Origin of the sequence: Marisediminicola senii, assembly GCF_011057645.1 — a bacterium.
GTDB lineage: Bacteria > Actinomycetota > Actinomycetes > Actinomycetales > Microbacteriaceae > Marisediminicola > Marisediminicola senii.
Window position 1 is genome coordinate 302855 of record NZ_JAALGE010000001.1, and the last position, 24002, is coordinate 326856.

23 protein-coding genes are annotated in these 24002 nt (G+C 66.4%); 18 read left to right on the forward strand and 5 right to left on the reverse strand.

Annotated features, from left to right (window positions below; translation table 11 throughout):
- Window positions 1–66 precede the first annotated feature (66 nt).
- The 4 genes from G5S38_RS01390 to G5S38_RS01405 are packed head-to-tail and all read right to left on the reverse strand — an operon-like array spanning window position 67 to window position 3467.
- The gene (locus G5S38_RS01390) at window positions 67–999 is read right to left on the reverse strand and encodes an ABC transporter substrate-binding protein (protein ID WP_165063382.1); all 933 of its coding nucleotides are present in this window, start codon (window positions 997–999) and stop codon (window positions 67–69) included.
- A gap of 16 nt (window positions 1000–1015) precedes the next feature.
- Complete coding sequence (locus tag G5S38_RS01395) at window positions 1016–1759, reverse strand: ABC transporter permease (RefSeq protein ID WP_165063383.1); 744 nt, start codon at window positions 1757–1759, stop codon at window positions 1016–1018.
- A complete protein-coding gene (locus tag G5S38_RS01400; protein ID WP_165063384.1) occupies window positions 1756–2400 on the reverse strand; it encodes an ABC transporter permease in 645 nt (214 codons plus the stop codon). Before G5S38_RS01400 ends, G5S38_RS01395 begins: the two co-directional genes overlap by 4 nt.
- Entirely contained in the window at window positions 2400–3467 is a 1068-nt protein-coding gene (locus G5S38_RS01405; RefSeq protein ID WP_165063385.1) for an ABC transporter ATP-binding protein, read from the reverse strand. The genes G5S38_RS01400 and G5S38_RS01405 overlap by 1 nt, the downstream gene beginning before the upstream one ends.
- A 508-nt stretch (window positions 3468–3975) precedes the next feature.
- Between G5S38_RS01405 and G5S38_RS01410 the strand changes: the two genes are divergently transcribed.
- Window positions 3976–5022, forward strand: coding sequence for a LacI family DNA-binding transcriptional regulator (locus G5S38_RS01410; protein ID WP_235928833.1), 1047 nt, complete (start codon window positions 3976–3978; stop codon window positions 5020–5022).
- A 3-nt stretch (window positions 5023–5025) separates the two neighbouring features.
- Here G5S38_RS01410 and G5S38_RS01415 read toward each other — a convergent pair whose 3' ends face one another.
- Complete coding sequence (locus tag G5S38_RS01415; protein ID WP_165063387.1) at window positions 5026–6648, reverse strand: aromatic amino acid ammonia-lyase; 1623 nt, start codon at window positions 6646–6648, stop codon at window positions 5026–5028.
- A gap of 260 nt (window positions 6649–6908) precedes the next feature.
- Between G5S38_RS01415 and G5S38_RS01420 the strand changes: the two genes are divergently transcribed.
- From G5S38_RS01420 to fusA, 17 genes are all read left to right on the forward strand, one after another.
- Window positions 6909–8573 carry a GspE/PulE family protein gene (locus G5S38_RS01420; RefSeq protein ID WP_165063388.1) on the forward strand — a complete coding sequence of 555 codons (1665 nt, stop codon included), beginning with the start codon at window positions 6909–6911 and terminating at the stop codon, window positions 8571–8573.
- A 21-nt stretch (window positions 8574–8594) separates the two neighbouring features.
- Complete coding sequence (locus G5S38_RS01425; RefSeq protein ID WP_328796055.1) at window positions 8595–9863, forward strand: type IV pilus twitching motility protein PilT; 1269 nt, start codon at window positions 8595–8597, stop codon at window positions 9861–9863.
- On the forward strand, window positions 9863–11095 hold the full coding sequence (locus G5S38_RS01430; RefSeq protein WP_165063389.1) for a type II secretion system F family protein: 1233 nt from the start codon (window positions 9863–9865) through the stop codon (window positions 11093–11095). The genes G5S38_RS01425 and G5S38_RS01430 overlap by 1 nt, the downstream gene beginning before the upstream one ends.
- A gap of 2 nt (window positions 11096–11097) precedes the next feature.
- Complete coding sequence (locus G5S38_RS01435; protein WP_235928834.1) at window positions 11098–11502, forward strand: prepilin-type N-terminal cleavage/methylation domain-containing protein; 405 nt, start codon at window positions 11098–11100, stop codon at window positions 11500–11502.
- A gap of 172 nt (window positions 11503–11674) precedes the next feature.
- On the forward strand, window positions 11675–12112 hold the full coding sequence (locus tag G5S38_RS15895; protein WP_165063390.1) for a type II secretion system protein: 438 nt from the start codon (window positions 11675–11677) through the stop codon (window positions 12110–12112).
- An 84-nt stretch (window positions 12113–12196) separates the two neighbouring features.
- Complete coding sequence (locus G5S38_RS01445; protein WP_165063391.1) at window positions 12197–12610, forward strand: type II secretion system protein; 414 nt, start codon at window positions 12197–12199, stop codon at window positions 12608–12610.
- A gap of 1 nt (window position 12611) precedes the next feature.
- Window positions 12612–13220, forward strand: coding sequence for a PulJ/GspJ family protein (locus G5S38_RS01450; RefSeq protein ID WP_268921032.1), 609 nt, complete (start codon window positions 12612–12614; stop codon window positions 13218–13220).
- 50 nt (window positions 13221–13270) lie between these two features.
- Window positions 13271–14773, forward strand: a complete 1503-nt coding sequence (locus G5S38_RS01455) for a hypothetical protein (RefSeq protein ID WP_165063393.1) — start codon at window positions 13271–13273, stop codon at window positions 14771–14773.
- A gap of 67 nt (window positions 14774–14840) precedes the next feature.
- Window positions 14841–15887, forward strand: a complete 1047-nt coding sequence (gene pilM / locus G5S38_RS01460; protein ID WP_165063394.1) for a type IV pilus assembly protein PilM — start codon at window positions 14841–14843, stop codon at window positions 15885–15887.
- Window positions 15884–16564, forward strand: coding sequence for a hypothetical protein (locus tag G5S38_RS01465; protein WP_165063405.1), 681 nt, complete (start codon window positions 15884–15886; stop codon window positions 16562–16564). The genes pilM and G5S38_RS01465 overlap by 4 nt, the downstream gene beginning before the upstream one ends.
- 188 nt (window positions 16565–16752) lie before the next feature.
- A complete protein-coding gene (locus tag G5S38_RS01470; RefSeq protein ID WP_165063407.1) occupies window positions 16753–17238 on the forward strand; it encodes a hypothetical protein in 486 nt (161 codons plus the stop codon).
- Between the two features lie 7 nt (window positions 17239–17245).
- A complete protein-coding gene (locus tag G5S38_RS01475) occupies window positions 17246–18043 on the forward strand; it encodes a prepilin peptidase (protein ID WP_165063409.1) in 798 nt (265 codons plus the stop codon).
- 89 nt (window positions 18044–18132) lie between these two features.
- A complete protein-coding gene (locus G5S38_RS15815) occupies window positions 18133–20088 on the forward strand; it encodes a hypothetical protein (RefSeq protein ID WP_165063411.1) in 1956 nt (651 codons plus the stop codon).
- Entirely contained in the window at window positions 20060–20521 is a 462-nt protein-coding gene (locus tag G5S38_RS01485; protein WP_165063413.1) for a DUF6121 family protein, read from the forward strand. Before G5S38_RS15815 ends, G5S38_RS01485 begins: the two co-directional genes overlap by 29 nt.
- 313 nt (window positions 20522–20834) lie before the next feature.
- The gene (rpsL, locus tag G5S38_RS01490; RefSeq protein ID WP_165063415.1) at window positions 20835–21209 is read left to right on the forward strand and encodes a 30S ribosomal protein S12; all 375 of its coding nucleotides are present in this window, start codon (window positions 20835–20837) and stop codon (window positions 21207–21209) included.
- A complete protein-coding gene (rpsG, locus tag G5S38_RS01495) occupies window positions 21209–21679 on the forward strand; it encodes a 30S ribosomal protein S7 (protein ID WP_165063417.1) in 471 nt (156 codons plus the stop codon). Before rpsL ends, rpsG begins: the two co-directional genes overlap by 1 nt.
- Before the next feature lie 117 nt (window positions 21680–21796).
- Window positions 21797–23914 carry an elongation factor G gene (gene fusA, locus G5S38_RS01500; RefSeq protein WP_165063419.1) on the forward strand — a complete coding sequence of 706 codons (2118 nt, stop codon included), beginning with the start codon at window positions 21797–21799 and terminating at the stop codon, window positions 23912–23914.
- Window positions 23915–24002 lie beyond the last annotated feature (88 nt).

Consider the following 24002-nt stretch of genomic DNA (forward strand, 5'->3'; position numbering starts at 1 on the left):
TCCATCACCCAACGACAACAGCCGCCCGCCCGATGGGCGAACGGCTGCGGCCGATGGAGCTCGTGACTAGTTCAGTTCGTACTTGGTGAGGAAGGCCTCGGCGACGTCGGCGCTCGACATGCGGTCGACCTGCACCATGGCGAGGTACTCGGTAAGGTTCTCGGTGGTGAGCACCTCGGAGACCGAGTTGAGCGCCGCGGTGACCTCGTCGGTCACCTTGGACTCGCGGATGATCGGAACGATGTTCTGCGCGAGGAACAGGTTCTGGGTGTCCTCGAGTGCGACGAGGTCGTTGACCTCGATCGCGGAGTCGGTGGAGAAGAGGTTCGCCACGTCGACCTGCTCGGTGAGCAGCGCGTCGAGGGTGAGCGGGCCACCGGCGTCGAGCGGGGTGAACTCCTGGAAGGTCACGCCGTAGAGCTCTTCGAGGCCGACGAGGCCCTGGTAGCGCTCGGCGAACTCGGGACCGGCGGCGAGGGTCAGTTCGCCGGCGACGGGGGCGAGGTCGTCGATGGTCTCGAGGCCGAATTCCTCGGCGGTGGCGGGGAGCACGCTCAGCGTGTCCTTGTCTTCGGCTTCGGCCTGCGGCAGCGCCACGATGCCCTCGGGCATGACCTCGACCAGTGCGTCGTAGACCTCCTCGGGGGTGGTGACGCCCTCGGGGGCGCCGCCGTCGACGAGGGCGGCGAGCAGCGCGCCGTTGTACTCGGGCAGCATGTCGATCGAGCCGTCTTCGAGGGCGGCGAGGTAGAGCTCGCGCGCGCCGATGCCGAACGAGCGCTCGACCTCCACGTCAGCGGCTTCAAGGGCCTGGGCGTACATCTCGCCGAGCAGTTCGCTCTCGGGGAAGTTGGCGGAGCCGATAATGATGGCCGAGGTGTCGGCCGAGTCACCCTCGGTGGCGTCGCCGGCGAGCGGGTCGCCGCCACCGGCGCATCCGGTCAGCACGACGCCGGCCGCACCGATGAGTGCGATCGAGCGGAGGAATTTGCGGGACATGGTTGGTGCCTTTCGGTTATCCCGCGCTGGCTGTGCCGGCACGGGGCTGTGTAGGAGAAACGGTAGGGAATGACTTCGACGGGCGCGTGAGAGCCCGCCCCGAGATTCCGGGGGAGACCACGAGCCGCTGGATGCCCTCGGCGACGAGGTCGATCACGATCGCGAGCACGGCGACCACCACGGCGCCGGCGACCACCCGGTCGTACTGGTTGAGGGCGAGGCCGTCGACGAGCAGGCGACCGAGGCCGCCGAGGCCGACGTAGGCGGCGACGGTGGCGGTAGCCACGACCTGCAGCGCCGCGCTGCGGAGGCCGCTGATGATCAGGGGCAGGGCCATCGGGATCTCGACGCGGAGCAGGATGCCGAGCTCGCGCATCCCCATGCCCTTGGCAGCGTCGACCGCGGCCCGGTCGACCGCGCGCAGTCCCGCGTAGGTCGACGTGAGGATCGGCGGGATGGCGAGGATCACCAGCGCGATCAGGGCCGGAATCAGCCCCAGCCCGAACATCGTGACCAACAGGCTCACGAGCCCGAGCGTCGGCAGCGCACGCCCGGCGTTGCCCGCATTGATCGCGACGAACGCGAGCCGCCCGGTGTGCCCGATGTACAGGCCGACGGGCACGGCGATGAGGATCGCGATCGCGAGGGCGAGGCCCGTGTAGTAGAGGTGCGTGACGATGAACGAGGGGATGCTGCCTGCCGCGCCGAACTCCCAGTTGGCCGGGTCGAACAGGTACGGGGTCTCCTGGGTGGTGCTCACGAGCGGCCTCCGATCCTCGACCACGGGGTGAGCTGTCTCTGCACCAGCACGATGATCACGTCGCAGAGCACCGCGAGCAGCACCGACAGCACGATGCCGACGATGATCGGGTCGATGTAGCCGAGCTGCAGCCCACGGGTGAACAGGGCCCCGAGACCGCCGACGCCGATCAGGGCGCCGACGCTGACCAGGCTGACGTTCGAGACCGCGGCGACGCGGAGCCCGGCGAGGATCACCGGGAGGGCGATGGGCAGTTCGACGCCGAACAGCCGGCGCACGCGCCGGTAGCCCATGGCCGACGCGGCCTGCGTGATCGTCGGGTCGACCGAGTTGAGCCCGTTCGCGACGACCCGCACCATGAGGGCGACCGTGTAGATGGTGAGCGCGGCGATGATGTTGATCGGCGACAGGATGCGGGTCCCGATGATTCCCGGCAGCACCACGAAAAGCGCGAGCGACGGGATGGCGTAGAGCAGGCCGCTCACGTTGATCAGCGGGTGGTACAGCCAGCGGTAGCGCACGGCGAGGTAGCCGAGCGGCAGCGCGATGATCACGCCGAGGATGACCGGCACGATCGCCAGCACCACGTGTTGGCCGAGCGCGGCCAGGATCAGGTCGACGTTGTTGGCGATGTAATCCATCAGCTGGTCGACTCGGCCTCGGCCCTGCGCCTGCGGCGGGCGTTCAGCTGGCGCACGAGGCTGTCGTGGCGCAGTACGCCGTCGGCCCGGCCGGTCTCGTCGACGCGCACGGCGATCCCGACGGGCGAGCTGATGGCGAGGTCGGTGACGAGTCGCAGGCTGTCACCGGTCACGAAGGTGCCGCCAAGGGGGGTGGGGTTGCTCGTGCTGCCGAGGCCGGGGCCCGTCCAGCCGTGCGGGTGGCCCGCGCCGTCGAGCACGAGCACCTCGCCGCCGGTGGCCACGGAAAACAGGTCGTCGACCTCGAGTGCGGCGGCGGTGTCGAACGAGAGGCTGCGGAATCCACGGTCGCGGCCGACGAAGTCGGCGACGAAGTCGTTCGCCGGTCGTTCGAGCAGCTCCTGCGGGGTCGCGAACTGGGCGAGGTGCCCGCCCTGGCGGAACACCGCGACCATGTCGCCGATCTTGATGGCCTCGTCGATGTCGTGGGTGACCAGCGCGATGGTCTTGCCGAGTTCGCCCTGGATGCGCAGGAATTCGGCCTGCAGCACCTCGCGTACGATCGGGTCGACGGCGCTGAACGGTTCGTCCATGAGCATGACGGGCGGGTCGGCGGCGAGTGCGCGGGCGACCCCTACGCGCTGCTGCTGGCCGCCGGAGAGCTGCACGGGGTAACGGTCGGCCATCGACTCGTCGAGGCCGACACGGTCCATCAGCTCGAGCGCGACGGCGCGGGCCTTCTTCTTGTTCACGCCGTTGAGGTGCGGAACGGTGGCGATGTTCTCGGCGATGGTGCGGTGCGGAAAGAGCCCGGCGTGCTGGATGACGTAGCCGATCCTGCGCCGCAGCAGGGCGTCGTCCTGGCTGGTCACGTCGTCGCCGTCGATCAGGATGCGGCCGGAGGTCGGCTCGATCATCCGGTTGATCATGCGCAGCGACGTGGTCTTGCCGCAGCCGGACGGCCCGACGAAGACCGTGATCTTGCCGGTGGGCAATTCGAGGTCGAGATTGTCGACGGCAACGGTGCCATCGGGAAAGACTTTGCGTACCCCGTCGAATGTGATCACGGTGGCGCTCCCGGTATTCGATCAGGCAGCCCTGGCGGACCTGCATGAGTGGCTTGACCCATCGTCGATGAACCCGTGATTACCAGCGGCGACTCCCTCACGATAGGCGAGTTAGTGGCCGTAGCGCAGCACGAAGGCGCTACTTTAGCACCCGATCTTTTCGTCGACGAAGTCACCCGAATGCGGGAATGCCTCGTTCTGGCCGGAGACTCTGGCGCGGAGGGCCGCGCCCAACACCGGTGGCGGCGATGTTCGCCATATGCTGTGAAATCACTGAGCGATGGTCAGAAGCGTCTGTTCCTGTCTGTCGTGCGCGGGGAGGAGAGGCGGACGGCGGCGACAGTGCGCCCCGGGCCCCTCGGCGTCGAGTTGGTGCGTGACCGATGTGAACCGCTTCACGCCCGTCATAAGTGAACCGGTTCACATGCGCCCGTGTCAAGGGGGCGCTGCGGGGTCGCCCCCGTAAGCTGGGCGGGTGACGGGGCCCCAACGACGAACGCTCCAGGACGTGGCCGATGCGGCCGGGTTGTCGAAGGCGGCGACGTCGTACGCGCTGCGAGGCATCCGCGGATCAGAACAGACGATGGCGCGGGTGCAGGCCATCGCCGTCGAACTGGGTTACACCGCCGACCCGATCGCCCGGGCGCTGGCCAGTGGGCGCACCGGCAGCGTCGCGATCGTCGGCTCGCTGCGCGACATGTGGCAGCAGCAGCTCGCGGTGATGCTGTCGACCGGCCTGCGCGAGCGGGGGCTGTCGGCCACGATCGCCGACGTCGCCGCATCGCCCGAGCGTGAGCACGCGGTGCTGCGTGCGCTCGCCGCCCAGCGTATCGACGCGATCGTGACCCTGCCCGTCGACCCGTCAGCCGCCTACTGGGCCGAGGTGCCGTCCGACGTGCGCGTGGTCTCGATCGGCGACGCCCTGACCGAGCGCCCGGATGCCGGCTGCGTATTGTTCGACAACGACTCGGGCGTCGGCGCCGCGCTCGCGCACCTCGCCGACCTCGGGCATCGCTCGGTCGCGGTGATCGCCCCGTCACTGCCGACGACACCGGGGCGCCCCGCCGAGATTCTCGCGCGCAGTCACGGGGAGTTGCTCGGGGTGCGGGTGACCGTGGCATCCTGCCCCGCCTCTGTCTCGGATGCGGCCGCCATGCTCACCCCGCTGCTCTCGAGTGCGGATCGGCCCACCGCGCTGTTCTGCCTCAGCGACTCGATCGCGTTCGGGGCGTACCGGGCGGCGCGTGACCTCGGGTTGGCGATCCCCGGCGAGCTGTCGATCCTCGGATACGACGACAGCGAGCTCGCATCGCTCGTTCACCCGCAGCTGTCGACGTTCGGGTGGGACGAGCAGGCGATAGTGGATGCCGCGGTCGCGAGTATCGACGCGGCAGAGGCGGGTGTGGTGCCGGGCGGTGCGGAGCTCGTGCAGGGGGAGTCGGCGGGTGCGGGGCCGGTGCAGGCCGAATCGGGTGGAGCTGGGCAGGTGCGGCCCGTGGTGTTCCGGCCGGAGCTGATCGTCCGGGCGTCTACGGCGGCGCCGGGTCGCGCCTGAGGATTACAGGGCGTTCGCGCCCCACCCACTGTCGAGCAGCGCGGCCAGCGCGTAAATGTCGCGGCCGAAGGGGCGGTCGGCGACCCCGGCGGGAAGCGCGGCGTCCGCAGCGGCGAGCAGCGCGGCGAGCTCGGGCGGGAGGGGGGCGGCGGCGGCATCCATCACCCCTTCGGTAGCGCCAGCCGCAGCCAGCCCCCGCAACCGCACCGCCTGCATCACCGCGAGCAGCTCGCAGGCGAGCACCTCCCGCGCCGACCCGCCCGCGTCGATCGCACGCACCGCGGCTTCGACCGAATAGCTCTGCGCATCTTCCTGCCCGAGCGAGGTCTCGGTCGTGCCGACGCTCACCGGGGTCGCCGCCCCGACCATCGCGTGGGTCACCCCGACCGCGCGCTTGTGCACGGCGGCCATGCCGGCGTTGAGTCCGGGCTGGGCCGACAGCTGCCGGGGGAGCGACGTGATGCGGTCGTCGAGCATGCGGTGCAGGCGCGTCGCCGAGAGCTCCGCGAGGTGGATCGTCGACAGTCGCAGCGCGTCGAGGTGCGCGGCGAGGTCGAACCCGTCGAAGCCGGCGGTTCCGAGGAACACGCCGACAGAAGCCGGGTCGGCGGATGCTGCGCCGTCGACGAACGCCGGTGAATCGGTCACTCCTTCCAGCGCCCGCGCTATCGCACGGTCGAGCGACGACACCGTGCGCGAGTGGTGCGCGATCGCGTGCCCGGTGACGCGGAACGAGACCGGTGCCTGAAGGGCGGCCGCTGCGGGGTTCGATGCGTCGGCCTCTGCTGCCGTGAGTGGTTCGCCCGCCAGCCGTCGGATCGCTGCCAGCGCGTCGCCGAGTTCGTTATCTCCGCGTGCAAGCCGAGCATCGAGCGGATCCCGAGTTGCCCCCACCACCACGAGCTCGGCTGCCACGATGACCGCGGATTGCGCGGCGACGGCAAGGGCGTCCCGGGACGCGAGGATCGCGAGGGCGGCCGTTACTGGAACCCCCTCCAGCATTGCCACGCCCTCCTTCGGCCCGAGCTCGAGCGGGGTGAGGCCCGCCGCGGCGAGCGCCTCGGTCGCGTCGATCGTGCTGCCGGTGCCGCCTGACTCGCCCGTGCCTCCCGTCTCACTCGGCCTGAGGAACTCCCCTGATCCGGTGACGCACCCGCCGAGGTGAGCGAGGGGGATGATCTCGCCGGCCGTTCCGATGCCGGTGCGGGGGATCGCGGGCAGGAGATCGGCGTTCAGGAGGTCGACGAGCCGTGAGCACAGTGCGGGGGAGGCGCCGGCGTCACCCGTGAGGAACGTGCGCAGGCGAGCCGCGATCACGGCACGCGTTTCGACCGGGGTGAGCCAGGGCTCCGAACCGACGGCCCGGGCGAGCATGAGGGTGTTCTGGTGGAGTGCCTGCGCCGCGGCATCCAATCGGATCTCGCTGGCGGCGCCCATGCCGGTGGTGACTCCATAGACCGGGCCGGCCGCCTCGAGGGCTCGCAAAACGAGGGCCCGACGCGATTGAAGGGTGTGCAGGAGGCCGAGGGAGAGCGAGAGGCGGACGCCGTCGGCGACCCGGAGGATGCCCGCGGCGTCGAGGTCGGCGGGGGTGTCGATGACGAGGGCGCCGGGGTGGGCGGTCATGGAGTCAGCTCTCTGGTCGACGCGGTGGCGTGCCTGATAAACCCTAGGCTGACCGGTCCTATCGGCAACCGCGCGACCGCCGGTCGACGGCGGCTAGCAGCGCTCACCCTCGCGTACCCCATTTCGCCCCCACGTACCCCCATCTTGAGGGTCTGGCGAACCTCGCGGGGTGGGCATAACGTGACCCATGGTGAATCTCACCAGTGTTTCCCGAGCCCGAACTCACGTTCCCGCCCGGTTGTGGAGTGCCGGGGGGCATAGTGGCATATCTGACAGATATTCTGATCGTGCGCGGAGTGCTGCCGATGGAGTATCTCGACAACCTGCATCGCGGTGAAGACGACGTCCCCCAGATCCGTGCGCTGGTCGACAAGGGTGTCATTACCGAGTCGCAGTTCGCGTCGGCGCTTGCCGAGAAGATGGGCTTGCCGTTCGTCGAGCTGACGGATTACCCCGTCGATCGCGTCGCCGTGAGCCTCGTTCCCGCCGCGGTCTGCCGCCGCTACAACGTGCTGCCGCTCGCCGTCACCGAGAACCGCCTGGTGCTCGCGATGGCCGACCCGACAAACGTGTTCGCGCTCGACGACGTTCGCGCCGCAGCCCGCATGGCCGTGAGCCCCGTCATCGCGGAACGCGCGGACCTCGCCGCCGCCACCGACCGCTACCACCGCGCCGACGGCGAGCTGAGCGACCTCACCTCCGCTATCGAAGAGGACAGCGCCCCGGCCGAGGCCGACCTGTCACTCGGCGACGGCATCGAAGACGATGCGCCCATCGTGCGGTTCGTGAACCTCATCGTGAGCCAGGCCATCCAGGACCGCGCATCCGACATCCACATCGAACCCACCGAACGCGACCTGCGGGTGCGGTACCGCATCGACGGGGTGCTGCACGAGATGCAGCACGCCCCGAAGACGATCCAGAACGGCGTGATCTCGCGGCTCAAGATCATGGCCGACATCGATATCGCCGAGCGGCGCAAACCACAGGACGGCCGTATGTCGATCCGGCATGCGGGCCGCACCATCGACCTCCGCGTCGCGACGCTGCCGACGGTGTGGGGCGAGAAGATCGTCATGCGAATCCTCGACAACGCCGAGTCCGACATGAAACTCAGCGACCTCGGGCTGCTCGAGCGCAACGCCGAGGTCTACCGGCAGTCGTACACGAAGCCGTACGGCATGATCCTCGTCACCGGTCCGACCGGTTCGGGCAAGTCGACCACGCTCTACACGACGCTGCACACGGTGTCGCGACCCGAGATCAACGTCATCACGGTCGAGGACCCGGTCGAGTACCGCATGGCGGGAATCAACCAGGTGCAGGTCAACCCCAAGGCCGGGCTGACCTTCGCGAGCGCGCTGCGGTCGATCCTGCGATCGGACCCCGACGTCGTGCTGCTCGGTGAGATCCGCGACCACGAGACCGCCCAGATCGCGATCGAAGCCGCGCTCACCGGTCACCTCGTGCTGTCGACCCTGCACACCAACGACGCGCCCAGCGCGATCACGCGACTCACCGAGATGCAGATCGAGCCGTTCCTGGTCGGCTCGGCTCTCGACTGCGTGGTCGCGCAACGACTCGCGCGTCGTCTCTGCGGCCGGTGTAAGGAGCCCTACGAACAGGAGCCAGAACTGCTGGTCAACCTGCGCGTCGGGTTCGATCCGTCGAAACCGGTTCCCACCCTCTACCGCCCGGTGGGATGCACCCACTGCTCCAACACCGGATACCGCGGGCGCATCGCCATCCACGAGATCATGGCCGTCACCGAGGAGATCGAGAGGCTCGCCGTCGCGCGCTCCTCGGCCGCGGAGATCGGGCAGGTAGCGAGGGACCAGGGGATGCTGACGCTGCGCCAGGACGGGTGGGCCAAGGCACAGCTCGGCGACACTTCCATCGACGAAATTCTGAGAGTAGTGGCCTAGCGGCCACCGGGGGACAACACAGTGGCTGTATACGACATACCGACGAGCGGCGATCAGCAGGATCGCTGGGAGGCGTCGGCGCAGGCGACCGGCGCAGCAACCTACCCGGCCGAGGCCGACCATTCCGAAAACCTGGCCGAGGTCGCGGTCGTCCGAGCGCCGGGAATCGACCCCGACCCCGACTTGATGAACGCGCTCGCCGAAGTGGTCCACCTCGGGGCATCCGACCTCCACATCACGGTGAAGGCGCCACCGATGCTCCGCGTCGACGGTGGCCTCGCCCCGATCGAGGGTGCCCCGGTATGGACGAAGGAGAAGGTCTGGGAGGCACTGCGCAGCATCCTCACCCCCGCGCAGCGCGAGACCTTCGACGCCGAACTCGAGTTCGATTTCGCGTTCACCCTGTCAGCCAAAGCCCGCTTTCGCGTGAACTTTTATCAGCAGCGTGAGTCGATGGGGGCGGCGTTCCGTCTCATCCCCACCGAGATCAAGCAACTGAAAGACCTCGGCGTGCCCGACGCGGTCGCCCAGTTCGCCGAGCTACCCCGAGGACTCGTACTCGTCACGGGCCCGACAGGTTCGGGAAAGTCCACCACCCTCGCCGGCCTCGTCGACCTGGTCAACCGCACCCGCGCCGACCACATCATGACCGTCGAAGACCCGATCGAGTTTTTGCACAAGAACCACAAGTCGGTCGTCAACCAGCGCGAGGTCGGCGCCGACACCCACAGCTTTGCCGCCGCGCTCAAGCACGTGCTGCGCCAGGACCCCGACGTGATCCTCATCGGCGAGCTTCGTGACCTCGAGACCATCTCGGTGGCCCTCACCGCCGCCGAGACCGGCCACCTCGTGTTCGCGACCCTCCACACGCAATCGGCGTCCCAGACCATCGACCGCATCATCGACGTCTTCCCCCCGCACCAGCAGGGGCAGGTGCGCACGCAACTGTCGGCGACGCTGCAGGGTGTGGTCTGCCAGACGCTGGTGAAGAAGGCCGGCGGCAAGGGCCGCGCGGTGGCCACCGAGATCCTCGTCAGCACCCCCGCGATAGCCAACCTGATTCGAGAGGGCAAGACGTACCAGATCCCCTCGGCACTGCAGGCGGGCCGCAACGTCGGCATGCAGACGATGGACTACCACCTGTCGCAGCTGGTCAACACGGGCGTGGTGAGCTACGACGACGCGCTCGAAAAGGTCGGCGACATCGCGACCTTCAAGCAATTGGCGACCGGCAACGCCCCGCGGGCGGGCTCACTCGACTTCACCGACAACTTCGGCGGACGGTACTGATGACCCTCACCACCCAGAGCTTCACCTACAAGGGACGCAACGCCGCAGGCAAGCTCGTCAAGGGCAAACTCGACGCCGCGAACGAAGCGGCCGCAGTCGTGCGCATGCGCACCATGGGGCTGACGCCCGTTTCAGTGGATGCCGCCGGCTCGGGCACCGGTCTCAACAAAGACATCTCGTTCGGCATGTTCGAGAAGAACGTGGGCCTCAAAGACCTCGCCGTGATGAGCCGCCAGCTCGCCACCATGATGTCGGCGGGATTGTCGCTGCTGCGCGCCCTCACCATCCTGTCGAGCCAGACAGAGAACCAGAAGCTCGCGAAGACCCTCAACGAGGTGCGGATGCAGGTGGAGGCCGGGTCATCGCTGTCGGAGTCGTTCGCTAAGTACCGACAGGTCTTCCCGCCGATCATGACGCACCTGGTGCGAGCGGGTGAGACTGGTGGGTTCCTCGACCAGGCGCTCGAATCGATCGCGGCGACGTTCGAAGCTGACGTGAAATTGCGCGCGACGGTAAAATCGGCCCTTACGTACCCCGTCGCAGTGCTCGCGATGGCGTTCCTCGCCGTGATCGGCATGCTGATTTTCATCGTGCCCGTGTTCCAGCAGATGTTCGAAGACCTCGGCGGCGAGCTGCCCCTCCCGACCCAGGTTCTGGTCGTGCTCTCGGAGCTGATGATCTATATCGTTCCGGCGCTCGTCATAGGATTCGTGTCGTTCTCTATCTGGTGGCGCAAGAACAAGCACACCGACCGTGTGCGCAGCGTGTTCGACCCGCTCAAGCTCAAGCTGCCGGTCTTTGGCGACCTGTTCAAGAAAGTGGCTATAGCGCGTTTCACTCGCAACTTCGCCACGATGACGGGGTCAGGGGTGCCGGTACTGCAGTCGCTGGCGATCGTGGGCGACACCTCGGGCAACTGGGTGATTGAGCGGGCCCTGAGGAACGTAGCGGAATCCGTGAGATCCGGTCGCACCATTGCTGAACCCTTGGCGGCAGAGCCGCTGTTCCCTTCGATGGTGGTTCAGATGATTGCGGTCGGCGAGGATGCCGGCGCGCTTGAGCAGATGCTGCACAAGATCGCGGACTTCTATGACGACGAGGTGCAATCCACCACAGAGCAGCTCACTGCTCTCATCGAGCCACTGATGATCGGTGTTATAGGCGTGGTCATCGGCGGCATGATCGTCGCGCTCTACATGCCGGTCTTCACCATCTTCAACGAAATCGGCTGACCGTGAAGCACCGGGTTAAAGCGGTCGGTGTGGAAGACACGGGCTTCACGCTGATCGAGTTACTGGTGGTGGTGCTCGTTATTGCAATCCTCGCAGCCATTGCTATTCCGGCGTACCTGGGCCAACAGAGACGCGCCTTCGACGCGGCGATACAGTCGGACCTCGGAAGTGCCAAGACCGCAATGGTCGCCTACGCGGCAACGCACGAGGGTACATATCTCGGGGTAAGCAACGTCACAACAACCACTGTGGAGCTGCGGGCGCATGGCTACGCTCCTTCCGCCGGTAATGCCACAGATGTGGCTGTCATCACGGGCGGGCCGGATTTCTGTCTTCAGGGCACGTCTGGGTCCTCTGCGACCTTCCGAGTCCGATCCTCGGGCGCCATCGCCGCAGGCGCTTGCTAGCGAGTAAATCGATGGCTTCGACGCGGTTCCCCGAACTGGGGCCACGTAAGAACTACTTTGCCCCCGTATGAGGGCTGTACCCCATCTCCCCATTCGCGCAATATGTGTTGTGGGGGCCAAAACACATTGGGGGGCCTCTGTCCGCACCACTATGACAGGGAATGGAAACACCATGATCACCGCAATTCACAAATCGATGGCCGCTAAGCGCGACGCCGTCAACAACGATGAAAAAGGCTTCACGCTCATTGAGCTGCTCGTAGTCGTCCTCATCATCGGCATCCTCGCTGCAATCGCTATCCCTGCATTCCTGGGACAGCAGAATCAGGCGAAGGATGCAGCAGCGAAGTCTGACCTCGGTAACGCAAAGGTTGCCCTCGTCTCGTATGCAACCGCGAACGACGGCGTTTACACCGGGGCGACTGCAGCAAACCTCGGACCGTACGGGTACACCAAAAGCAGCGACGCCGGACAGATCGTCATCTCGATCGGTAGCGGGGGCAAGTTCTGCATCCAAAGTACCTCTACCGCGGCCTCGGCAACGGTATTCAAGGTGACAGCTTCGAGTGCCGTCACCACCGGTGCTTGCGCGGCTGCCGATATCGCCTAAGTCGACGTTCTATCTGCTGGAGGAGCGGCTCATCCAAGGCGCTCCTCCAGCGACTTCCGCAATACAAGAACGAGAGGCTCGCAAATGACGCTCTATGCGCCGAGCCGAACCGAACCAAATGACGAGGGCTTCGGCCTAGTCGAGGTCCTCGTGTCGATGGTCATCCTGTCGCTTCTCGCCATCGCATTCGTGCCGATTCTCGTCCAGGGAATATCCCAGTCCGCACAGAACGCCGCCATCGCCACGTCCACGCAGATCGTGAATGGGCAGCTCACGCTCGCCGGTTCCCAGACTCCGAGTTGTACGGCGGTGCGGGCTCTCGCCTCGACAGCAACCACGACGGACTCCCGCGGGGTCCCGCTCAAGCGAACCACCACCACGGGAAGCTGCCCGTCGGTCTACCCGGGAACGGTCTCAGTAAAAGTGATTGTCGTCCGCACCGACACGGGCCGCACCGTCGCGTCGGCCGACACCCTCATATTCGTATCGGCAGGCTGACGTGACTTTGCAGCGATCCCGGCGAGACAGCCGCGATGACCAGGGGTTCACCCTCATCGAAATGCTCGTCGCTACCATGATCCTCACCCTCGTGATGTCCATCGTCGGAGGCCTTGTCATCAGCATGGTCAAGACTGATCGTTCCGTGCGAGCAACGACCGCAGCCACTACCCAGGGACAGCTCGTTACCGAGTCGATCGAACGTGGTATTCGCAACTCGATGCTGAGCACGACGCCCGCGTTCGCCTTGACCGCGCCGGTCACCGGTGACCAGTTCCTCGTGGCGCGCACCGCTGGCTCCGCGTCCACACTGGTCTGGCGGTGCACGGCGTGGTATTACTCGGCTTCGGAGCGCACCATCCGGTCCTTCTCCTCCACAGCTCAGATCGCAGCACCATCGTCGGCGACCCGGTCGGGTTGGACCCTCCTGGCGGAAGGTGTCCGCCCGGCGGTTTCTGGTGGCACTGTGTTCTCCCAGAGCAGTTCGTCGACAGGCCAAACGCTGCAACTCGCTCTGACCGTCGACGCCGGAACCAGCCCCCGGGTCGCTTTCACCACCTCAGCCACGAGCCGCGTCGGAACTGTGACGGGGGCGCCGACATGCTTCTGAGAGCTCGCGTCACGAAGTCACGGTTAGTCGCCGATGACCATGGCGCCGCGATGGTGGCGGTGTTGGGCGTCATGGTCGTGGGTCTCCTCATCACGTCCCTAATTCTCTCCTCAACCGTGAGCGCACTGGGCACAACGACCTCTACTCGAGCCGGTGTGCAATCCCAGGCTGCGGCCGAGGCCGGTATCGCCGTCGCGACGGTTGCCCTCAAGGGAGCGGCATCCGCTTGTACGACGCCCATGACAAGTTCCACTGCGCCGGCCTACACGGTGTCGGTATCCCGTACGTCGAGCTCGAGCGCAGGCAGTGGCGCGGTGTGGGTGCCCGGATGTCCCCTGTCGGGTACGACTTTCATCAAGATCACCTCAAAGGGATTCGCAAGCGCCAAGGGTGTTGGCGGCAACACCAGGGGCGACGACAGCGTCGTGGAGGCGATCTACGCGAACAACTCTGTTCCGGCGGGGATCCCCGCCAGCGGTTCCGCCATCTACACGTTCAACGCCGGCACCCTCAACACCGCCAAGATCCTGTCGGACGGCACCCGAACCGCATCCCTCAGCGTGCGTAACGGCGACGTGAGTTGCACCGAGACAAGTGAGATCCAGGGTGACGTGCGGGCGCAGTTCGGCTCGGTCGCTATCGGCGGAAACTGTGCGGTTGCGGGAAGCGTGGCTGCCGGGGGCGAGGTGAGCATATTTGGCAGGATCGGTGCAAATGTCTCGAGCGCGTCGACTCAAACATCCACGATCACTCCTGATGCGCGCATCGGTGGTGGGGTCACGCTGGCCGGACCCCTCAACGCGTGGAGCCCCCGGTGCTCGTCACCCAGCACGTGGGACAACGCGGGCAATGCTTGCGCGGCCAAACAGTCATCTGGCGCCACCTCCGTCACGACAAACATGACGGGATCCTCCCGGCCCGTTGCGCCCGTCGTCCCCGGGTGGGTCGATTTCAACTTCGTGGCGTCCGACTGGACGAGCCGCGGCTACACCGTCGTGACCTGGCCGGACAACCGTGACTACTGCAACATCGACAACCGCACAAAGAGCCTGAGCCACGTCACCGCGATCCCGGGGTACACCACCCCTACCGTGATCGACGCTCGTGCCTGCAACAGCCTGACATTCTCGAACTCAGCAGCCTTGACGCTCCAACTCGGAGCCGACGTCGCCTTCGTTGCGAAAGCATTCAACATTGAGAACTTCACCGCGAAGTCGACGACGAGCGCCCCCCGGGAATTGCGGTTCATCGTTCCCGACACAACGGCCAATGGCACGAACACCTGCTCTGGCGGTGACGTCGACATCAACAGCGGGGTGCGTATCGAGTCCTCGGTCTCGGCGCTCATCTACACGCCATGCGAGATATCCAACTCCACCGTTAACTGGCGTGGCCAATTTTTCGCGGGCAAAGTCTCGTTCAACAGCAACTCAGGACTCACCTATGCGCCCTTAGGGCTTCCCGGCGTCGATCTGGGTGGTGCTGCAACGGGTGGCACCGCTCCCGGAACGCCCTCACTCGGGGATCTACAGTCCATCCGGGATGTGAACTAGTGACTAGATCTGTCGTTCGCCCTATACCTTCCATCACTCGCTCGATTGCTCCACAAAGGGACACCGCATGACCTCCACCATTGTGGGAATCGATATCGGCAGCGTCGGCGTGCGCGCCGTCGAGATCAAGAACGCGGCGAAGGCCGCACCCACCGTGGTGCGGTACCACGAGGTGCCTCTGCCTGATGGTTCGGTTCGCCGGGGCGAAGTGCTCGATGTGCAAGCGGTCTCTGGCGCGATCAAGCAGCTCTGGGCCATGGGCGGTTTCTCGAGCAAGGACGTCGTGCTGGGCATGGGCGGGCCGCGAGTGCTCTCCCGCGACCTCACGATGCCCAAGGCGCCGCTGAAGCAGCTCAAGGAGGCGCTGCCATTTCACGTACAGGACATGCTGCCCGTACCGGTTGCGGATACCCTCCTCGACTTCTACCCGATCGCCGAGGTCGAGACGCCCACGGGTCAGGCAGTGCGCGGACTCTTGGTCGCTGTCATCAAGGACGCGGTCAACGCCAACATCGACGCGGTGACTCAGGCCGGCCTGCGTCCGGTTCAGGTCGATCTCATCCCGTTCGCCCTGACCAGGGCCATCGCGCCATCATCGCTGCTCGGCCTGTCCGCCATGGTGAGCGTCGGCGCCAACACCACGAACGTCGTCGTGGTGCGAGATGGGGTGCCTCAGTTCGTTCGAATTATCGCGGCGGGGGGAGACGACATCACCCGGGCGCTGGTCAGCCAGCTCGGATTAGACGCGCCGGAAGCCGAGAGACAGAAAAGAGGCATCGGACTCGACGGCCAGACTCTCGATGGGATGCACGGTGGAGCGACCACGGTGATCAACTCCACCGCCGGCGAACTACTGACGAGCATCCGCAACACCCTGTCCTACTTCGTCAACACCACTCCCGGTTCCGTCATCGAACGAGTGGTCCTGTCGGGGGGAGGGTCGCAGTTGCGTGGGTTTGCCGCCGGGCTGAGAGAAGTCACCCGGCTGCCCGTGGACCGCGCGGAATCCATCGGCACAGCGCGGTTGTCGAAAGAACTGGAGAAATCGTTGGCCGACGATCACCGTTTTGCCCTCACCACCGCCTTCGGGCTCGCTCTCGGGAGCCACACATGAAATTCTCACTCACCAAATCACCAGATCTCGTGCTCGGCGGCGAACCCCGGGTAAACCTGCTCCCCCCGGAACTCGCCCAGAAGGCAGTCTTCCGCAAGACGCGGTCGACGCTCGCCGGAGTGGTGATCATCGCTCTCGTTGCAGTGGGTGCCGGGTTCGGTGTCGCCCAGTATCGACTTATGGCGGCGCAGTCCGACCTGGCCGCGGCTCAGCAACGCACCACCGAGCTCCTGGCCGAGCAGGGAACCTACGCCGACGCCGTGTCCGCTACTGCGCTCGTGGCGTCCGGAGAACGGGCGCGCACCCTGGGCACGTCGACGGAAGTCCTGTGGAACGACATGTTCGGCGCCATACAGGCGTTCCTCCCCGATGGCGTCACGATCGTTTCCGGGACGATGACCGGCCGCGCTCCATGGGAACCCGAACTGCTCCCCGCGGGTCCGCTCCGCCAGCCCCGGGTGGGTACGCTCACGCTCGTCGTGAGCAGCCCGACCGTGTTGGACGCCACGGACATAGTCCGTCGACTGTCGGCGCTCGAGGGGTTCGCGGATGCCACGCCCGCAGGCGTCACGATGGAAGAAAGCACGTACATGACGACCATCATGCTGAACGTTGGAGAAGAAGCCCTGTCGGGGCGCTTCGCAACAGAAACACCCGTCGCGGAGGCCCAGGGATGAACAGCACACGGACGTTGACCATGGGTGCAGTCCTCGCTATCGTCGCCATTCTCGCCTTGGGCTGGTTGCTCGGTGTGGCACCCGCGGCGAGCCAGGCGCGTGAAGCGGTCACCGAAAGGGAATCAGTCGAAGCCCAGAATGTGGCACAGGAAGCGGTGCTAGTCCGTCTGCGCCAGCAACTAGCCGATATGAACCAACTCAATGGTGAGCTCAACGAGCTCCAGGAGGAGGTTCCGCCGGAAGCCGACGTAGAGACGTTCATCGACGAGGTGACACTACTCGCGGCCGAGTCCGGAGTGATTTTGACGGCGTTCACCGCCGAGGAACCGATCATGTTCTCGGGCGTAGCCGTCCCTGAGGGTGAAGCGGCCGCGACGACAGAGCAACCAGCCGAGGTTGCAGCGCCCGACGCGGCAACAGCGACGTCGACCTCTGCTGCTTCCGCGACCGGACTCGAGGGTCGCCTGTTCACTATCGGGGTGTCGATCGAGGTGACCGGGTCGCCTGAGCAGGTACTCGACTTCACCGGCGCCGTGCAGGAGGGCAACAGGTTGTTCCTTTCCACTGCAGTCGAATTCGCCGCCGACGCCGACCCCGCGACCGGAACTATCGCTGGCTACATCTTCGTAGTGCGCAGCACCCCCGGCGCGGTCGTAGAAACCCCCGCAGGCTAACCCCCGCGTGACAGCCCTCCTCCTCACCTTCATCGCGTTGTTCGGCCTCGCGATCGGGTCGTTCCTGAACGTGGTGGTGTGGCGGGTTCCGCGCGGCGAATCGCTGAATCATCCACCCAGCGCATGTCCGCGTTGCGGGCACGCGATTCGCGCGCGCGACAACATCCCCGTGCTCGGCTGGCTGCTGTTGCGCGGCAAGTGCCGTGATTGCGGGGAGCCCATCGCGCCGCGCTACCCGCTCGTCGAGGCGCTCACCGGCGTGGTGTTCGTGCTGGTCGCGCTCGAGCTCGGGCTCGACGCCCCCGGGCTCGCCGCACTGCCCGCGTTCCTCTACCTCGCCGCAATCTCGATCGCCCTCGCGCTCATCGACCTCGACACGCATCGGCTGCCCAACGCGATCGTGCTGCCGTCGTACCCGGTCGCCCTGGTGCTGCTCGCCGTGGCATCCGGGGTCGCGAACGACTGGGGAGCCCTGCTGCGCGCCGTCATCGGGGGAGCGGTGCTGTTCTCGGCCTACCTGATCCTCGCGCTGGCCGTGCCCAGGGGCATGGGCTTAGGCGACGTCAAGCTGGCCGGAGTGCTCGGTATCTACCTCGCCTGGCTCGGCTGGGGCTCACTCGCGGTCGGCGCTTTCGGCGCGTTCCTGCTCGGCGGCATCTTCTCGATCGGGCTGCTCGTCACGAAGCGCGCGTCGCGCAGCTCGGGCATTCCGTTCGGCCCGTGGATGATCGGCGGCGCGGCCCTCGGGTTCTTCTTCGGGGAGCAGCTCGCCGACGCATACCTGGTGCTCGTCGGCATCCGCTGACGCGCCCCCAGCCAGCGCCGCATTCGGTAACCCCGTTGTTAGGCTGGCTGCGTCTGGCAGCTGGCCGGCGCAAAAGAGGAGCAGTACTCGTGAGCGATGACACCACCAACCGCCCATCGGACTCACCGCCACCCCTCATTCCGCCGCCCGTTCGCACCACCGACACCGCCGACCTGACCGGGGCCGTGCGCGGTACCGACGGCACCGTCGGCACGAACAACCCCGACGGCAGCCCGGTCTTCGTGCAGCCGGGAGAGCCATACGCCACGCCCTCCGCTGACGAGCGAACCAGCGACATGGATGCCGCCGCGCCACGCGACGACCAGCCCGCGGGTGACTACGCCGACGAGCCCGTGCCGGCCGAACAGCCCACGTACGAGCAGCCCACTACCGACTTCGGTGACGCCGACACTACGAGCGCCGAGTCCACCTACCAGCAGCCCCTTGCGAACTTCGGCGACGATAACGCCCCCGCCGACGAGAGCCTGCCCGCCGAGCTCGCGAACGACACGAACGCGGAATCCGGGCGCACCGAGGCCGACTCAAACGTCGACACTGACGCGAACCGCGACAGCGAGCACGCCAATACCTTCGGCGACGGACCAGAGGCCCTCAGCGACAACGCCGACGGAACCCCTCCGCTGCCCGCCGAGCCCGCGCGCTCCGAGCTGCCCATGGTCGACCCGCCGCTGGTGATCCCCGCGAGCGACACCCGCGACGACGCCGATGCGCGCGATGACGACAGCGACACCCGCGACAACGCCGATGCGCGCGACGCAGACTCCACCGTCACCGCCGACCAGCCGTACAACGAAGACCTCGACGGCGTCGACGACCCCGCTCCCGACACCCGCGCGTTCGACGAGCCCGGCACCGAGTACCGCGACGACGACACCGCAGCGGCCGGCAGCGCCGCCGCCGCCGCCAGCACGATCGACTACGCCGGCTACCAGGACGACGACAACGACGCCGACCGCGACGCAGACCGCCGCAGCGAGACCGTCGACCTCGGCACCCGCCGCGATGAGCAGCCGGCCGAGGTGCCCGTCACCCCGTCCGCCGAGCAGCAGCCGTACACGCCGGTCGTACCCGCATCGACCGCGGCCCCGGTCGCCGCAGCGGCAGCCGCGATGGGCCCGGGCAACCAGAACGGGGGAGCCGCGGCATCCACCGATCCGACCGCCGACACCGCCCGCTACGAGCAGCAGGCCGAAGCCGCCCAGGCCGCGCCCCCGCGCGACCAGCAGGCCGACACCCAGCGTTACGACACCGCCGCCGCGCCGACCCGCGACCAGCAAGCCGACACCCAGCGTTACGACACCGCCGCCGCGCCGACCCGCGACCAGCAAGCCGACACCCAGCGTTACGACACCGCCGCCGCGCCGACCCGCGACCAGCAGGTCGACACTCAGCGCGCAGACACGCACAACTATGGCCAGCCACCCGTCGCCCCGCAGTCCCAGCAGCAGCGTGGCTTCGTCGCCCCGCCGGAGCAGCCCAAGAAGAAGGGCAACCGCGGCATCGGAACCCTCATCGCGATCGTCTCGGTCATCGGCTTCGCCCTGCTCTACGCCATCGTCGCCGCGATCATCATCTCGGTCGGCGCCCCGACCCAGTCGCTCAGCGACACCCTGGTGCGCTTCTTCTCCGACCCGGTCTTCTACTTTCCGGCCATCCTCTTCGTCGTCGGCTTCGTGATCGTCGTGCTGCTGGCCAACCGGGCCGGCTGGTGGGCACACGTGCTCGGCAGCCTCTTCGTCGGGGCCTTCGTCTACTTCGGCTCGATCGGAGGGGCGCTGCTCCTCGACAACGTCGTGACCATGACGATGGATGAAGCGGTCGCCCGTTTCACCGATTACGCGGCCAACCCGTTCGTCATTGCGGCAGGGCTCGTAGCCCGCGAGGTCGCCCTCTGGACCGGATCGGCCATCGGGGCCCGCGGCCGCCGCATCAAGGCGCGCAACGTCGCCGCGAAGGAAGAGTACGAGCGCAAGACCGCAGAGCACCGAGCGGAGTATGAGCGCAGCTACGCCCCCGCCTCCTGAGCTGCCGGGCCGCGGCCTGCTGGCCATCATGGCCACGGTGCTGCACTTCGCCCTGGTGGTGTTCTCGTTCGGGATGCTCAGCCTGGTGCTCGACCGCGACGTGATCGGGGAGCCGGACGCCGGGTACTTCGTCGGGCCGGCGATGGTCGTCACGGCGTGCGCGATCACCTTCCGGTTCGTGTTCAGGGGCGACGGGGAGCGGCTGGCCGGACCCGCGCTGTCGGCGGGACTCGCCGTGCTTCTCGGGTCACCCGCGGTCGGGGCCATCGTCTACGCGATCGTGCGCGAGAGGGTGGGCGTGATCCCGGTGTTCTTCGGCACGCACCTCATCGACCCGTTCGTGGCGGCATCCGCCATCATCTCTGCCGCTCTGGTCGCCTCGGTCGCCCTTCTTCGCCGGCGACCAGGCCCACCGCAGCTGCCCCACGACTGACCCGCGGTCATTTGACCGCACCCGCGACCCCGGGCTACTATTGTTGGGAGTGCGTTTTGCTGTGCGCTCGTATTGTTCGACAGTCACTGTTCGGGTCTCAGATCTCGAGCAGGCACCGTCTGGGGATGCGGCAGCACCACTGAAACCACTGCACCATGTTGGGCGACATCCAGCCCCCACGGCATACCCGCCAGCACCTGCGAGTCATCGCGAAGCAGACGGGTCCATCGGAACTCCCACTACTCCCGCGAGGGATTCGTGCGAATGCGAACAAGCAGTAACTGTCACCGTGCAGTAATAACAAGGAGAAGCAGTGCCAACCATTCAGCAGTTGGTCCGAAAGGGACGTAGCCCCAAGGTCGTCAAGACCAAGGCTCCCGCCCTCAAGTCCAACCCCCAGCAGCGCGGTGTTTGCACCCGTGTCTACACGACCACCCCGAAGAAGCCGAACTCGGCCCTGCGCAAGGTAGCCCGTGTGAAGCTGTCCAACGGTACCGAGGTCACCGCCTACATTCCCGGCGAGGGACACAACCTGCAGGAGCACTCCATGGTGCTCGTGCGCGGCGGCCGGGTGAAGGACCTTCCCGGTGTGCGCTACAAGATCATCCGCGGCGCACTGGACACCCAGGCCGTGAAGAACCGCAAGCAGGCTCGCAGCCGCTACGGAGCGAAAATGGACAAGAAGTAATGCCACGTAAAGGACCAGCACCGAAGCGTCCCGTAGTTGCGGACCCGGTCTACGGAGCACCCATCGTCAGCCAGCTCGTCAACAAGATCCTTCTTGACGGCAAGAAGGGCCTCGCCGAGAAGATCGTCTATGACGCTCTCGCCGGCGTTGCCACCAAGAACGGCGCCGACGCCGTCGTGACCCTCAAGAAGGCGCTCGACAACGTGCGCCCGACTATCGAGGTCAAGTCGCGCCGTGTCGGTGGATCGACCTACCAGGTGCCGGTCGAGGTCAAGCCTCACCGTGCCAACACCCTCGCGCTGCGGTGGCTTACCACCTACGCCAAGGGCCGTCGCGAGAAGACGATGACCGAGCGTCTCACCAACGAGATCCTCGACGCATCGAACGGCCTCGGCGCCGCAGTCAAGCGCCGCGAGGACACCCACAAGATGGCCGACGCTAACAGGGCCTTCGCGCACTACCGCTGGTGATCTACAGGGTCCCTGGCGTGAGAGCGTCAGCGGTACACCCTGTGCGGGTAGCCTGCGACCCAGGTCGCGGGCTGCCCGCCCCCAGCATCCACTCATCGAATCTTTCGGAGGAACTCCGTGGCACAAGACGTGCTCACCGACCTGAACAAGGTCCGCAACATCGGCATCATGGCCCACATCGATGCCGGCAAGACCACGACCACCGAGCGAATCCTGTACTACACGGGAATCACCCACAAGATCGGTGAAGTCCACGATGGCGCAGCCACCATGGACTGGATGGCGCAGGAGCAGGAACGTGGCATCACGATCACGTCCGCTGCCACCACGTGCTTCTGGAACAAGAACCAGATCAACATCATCGACACCCCCGGCCACGTGGACTTCACCGTCGAGGTGGAGCGTTCGCTCCGCGTGCTCGACGGCGCGGTCGCGGTGTTCGACGGCAAGGAGGGCGTCGAGCCCCAGTCCGAGACCGTCTGGCGCCAGGCCGACAAGTACGACGTTCCCCGCATCTGCTTCGTCAACAAGATGGACAAGCTGGGCGCCGACTTCTACTACACCGTCGACACCATCATCAAGCGCCTGGGCGCCAAGCCCCTCGTGCTGCAGCTCCCGATCGGTTACGAGAGCTCCTTCGAGGGCGTCGTCGACCTGGTCGAGATGCGCGCGCTGACCTGGCGCGGAGACTCCAAGGGTGACGTCGAGCTGGGCGCCAAGTACGCCATCGAAGAGATCCCCGCCGACCTCGTCGAGAAGGCCAACGAATACCGCGCCATGCTCATCGAGGTCGTCGCCGAGACCGATGACGCGCTCCTCGAGCGCTTCATGGAGGGTGACTCCGACTTCTCGGTCGCCGAGATCAAGAAGGCGATCCGCAAGCTCACCATCAACAGCGAGATCTACCCCGTGCTGTGTGGTTCGGCATTCAAGAACCGCGGCGTGCAGCCCATGCTCGATGCCGTCGTCGACTACCTGCCGACCCCGCTCGACGTCCCCGCTGTCGAAGGACACGACGTGCGCGACGAGTCGATCATCATCGAGCGTCACCCCGACCCGAAGGACCCGTTCGCGGCCCTCGCATTCAAGGTCGCCGTGCACCCGTTCTTCGGTCGCCTCACCTACATCCGCGTCTACTCGGGAACCATCGAGTCCGGCTCCGGTGTCATGAACTCGACGAAGGGCAAGAAGGAGCGCATTGGAAAGATCTTCCAGATGCACGCGAACAAGGAAAACCCCGTCGAGAGCGTCACCGCCGGGCACATCTACGCGGTCATCGGACTGAAGGACACCACAACCGGTGACACCCTCTCCGACTCGTCGCACCAGGTCGTGCTCGAGTCGATGACCTTCCCTGAGCCCGTCATCGAGGTCGCTATCGAGCCGAAGACGAAGGCCGACCAGGAGAAGCTGGGTCTCGCGATCCAGAAGCTCGCGGAAGAGGACCCGACGTTCCGCACCGAGCAGAATCAGGACACCGGCCAGACCGTGATCAAGGGAATGGGCGAGCTCCACCTCGACATCCTGGTCGACCGTATGAAGCGCGAATTCAACGTCGAGGCGAACGTGGGCAAGCCCCAGGTCGCCTACCGTGAGACCATTCGCCGCATCGTGGCCAAGCACGACTTCACCCACAAGAAGCAGACGGGTGGATCGGGACAGTTCGCAAAGGTCCAGATCTCGCTCGAGCCGCTCGAGGTCACGCCAGACACCACGTACGAGTTCGAGAACAAGGTCACGGGTGGTCGCATCCCCCGCGAGTACATCCCCTCGGTCGACGCCGGAATCCAGGACGCACTCCAGGTGGGCATCCTCGCCGGATACCCCATGGTGGGTGTCAAGGCGATCCTGCTCGACGGTGCGGCACACGACGTCGACTCGTCGGAAATGGCCTTCAAGATCGCCGGTTCCATGGCGTTCAAGGAAGCAGCGCGCAAGGCAGACCCCGTTCTGCTCGAGCCGCTGATGGCCGTCGAGGTGCGCACGCCCGAGGAGTACATGGGCGACGTCATCGGCGACCTCAACTCGCGTCGTGGACAGATCCAGTCGATGGAGGATGCCACGGGCGTCAAGGTCGTCAAGGCCAACGTTCCGCTGTCTGAAATGTTCGGGTACGTCGGCGACCTCCGGTCGAAGACCTCTGGCCGTGCTGTCTACTCGATGAGCTTCGACAGCTACTCCGAGGTGCCGCGCGCGGTCGCCGAGGAGATCGTGCAGAAGAACAAGGGCGAGTAGCGCTTACAGCGTCTCAGCCCCGGGGCCGGAGCTCACGAGTAACGGCCCCGCTAGCAGTTCCAGTAACATAACTACGCAAACCCCGTAG

What these genes read in the sequence shown, in the direction of transcription:
- G5S38_RS01390 (WP_165063382.1), bottom strand. Translation starts at nt 999, where the DNA reads ATGTCCCGCAAATTCCTCCGCTCGATCGCACTCATCGGTGCGGCCGGC.
- G5S38_RS01400 (WP_165063384.1), bottom strand. Translation starts at nt 2,400, where the DNA reads ATGGATTACATCGCCAACAACGTCGACCTGATCCTGGCCGCGCTCGGC.
- G5S38_RS01415 (WP_165063387.1), bottom strand. Translation starts at nt 6,648, where the DNA reads ATGACCGCCCACCCCGGCGCCCTCGTCATCGACACCCCCGCCGACCTC.
- G5S38_RS01430 (WP_165063389.1), top strand. Translation starts at nt 9,863, where the DNA reads ATGACCCTCACCACCCAGAGCTTCACCTACAAGGGACGCAACGCCGCA.
- G5S38_RS15895 (WP_165063390.1), top strand. Translation starts at nt 11,675, where the DNA reads ATGATCACCGCAATTCACAAATCGATGGCCGCTAAGCGCGACGCCGTC.
- G5S38_RS01445 (WP_165063391.1), top strand. Translation starts at nt 12,197, where the DNA reads ATGACGCTCTATGCGCCGAGCCGAACCGAACCAAATGACGAGGGCTTC.
- G5S38_RS01455 (WP_165063393.1), top strand. Translation starts at nt 13,271, where the DNA reads ATGGTGGCGGTGTTGGGCGTCATGGTCGTGGGTCTCCTCATCACGTCC.
- pilM (WP_165063394.1), top strand. Translation starts at nt 14,841, where the DNA reads ATGACCTCCACCATTGTGGGAATCGATATCGGCAGCGTCGGCGTGCGC.
- G5S38_RS01465 (WP_165063405.1), top strand. Translation starts at nt 15,884, where the DNA reads ATGAAATTCTCACTCACCAAATCACCAGATCTCGTGCTCGGCGGCGAA.
- G5S38_RS01470 (WP_165063407.1), top strand. Translation starts at nt 16,753, where the DNA reads ATGAACCAACTCAATGGTGAGCTCAACGAGCTCCAGGAGGAGGTTCCG.
- G5S38_RS01485 (WP_165063413.1), top strand. Translation starts at nt 20,060, where the DNA reads ATGAGCGCAGCTACGCCCCCGCCTCCTGAGCTGCCGGGCCGCGGCCTG.
- rpsG (WP_165063417.1), top strand. Translation starts at nt 21,209, where the DNA reads ATGCCACGTAAAGGACCAGCACCGAAGCGTCCCGTAGTTGCGGACCCG.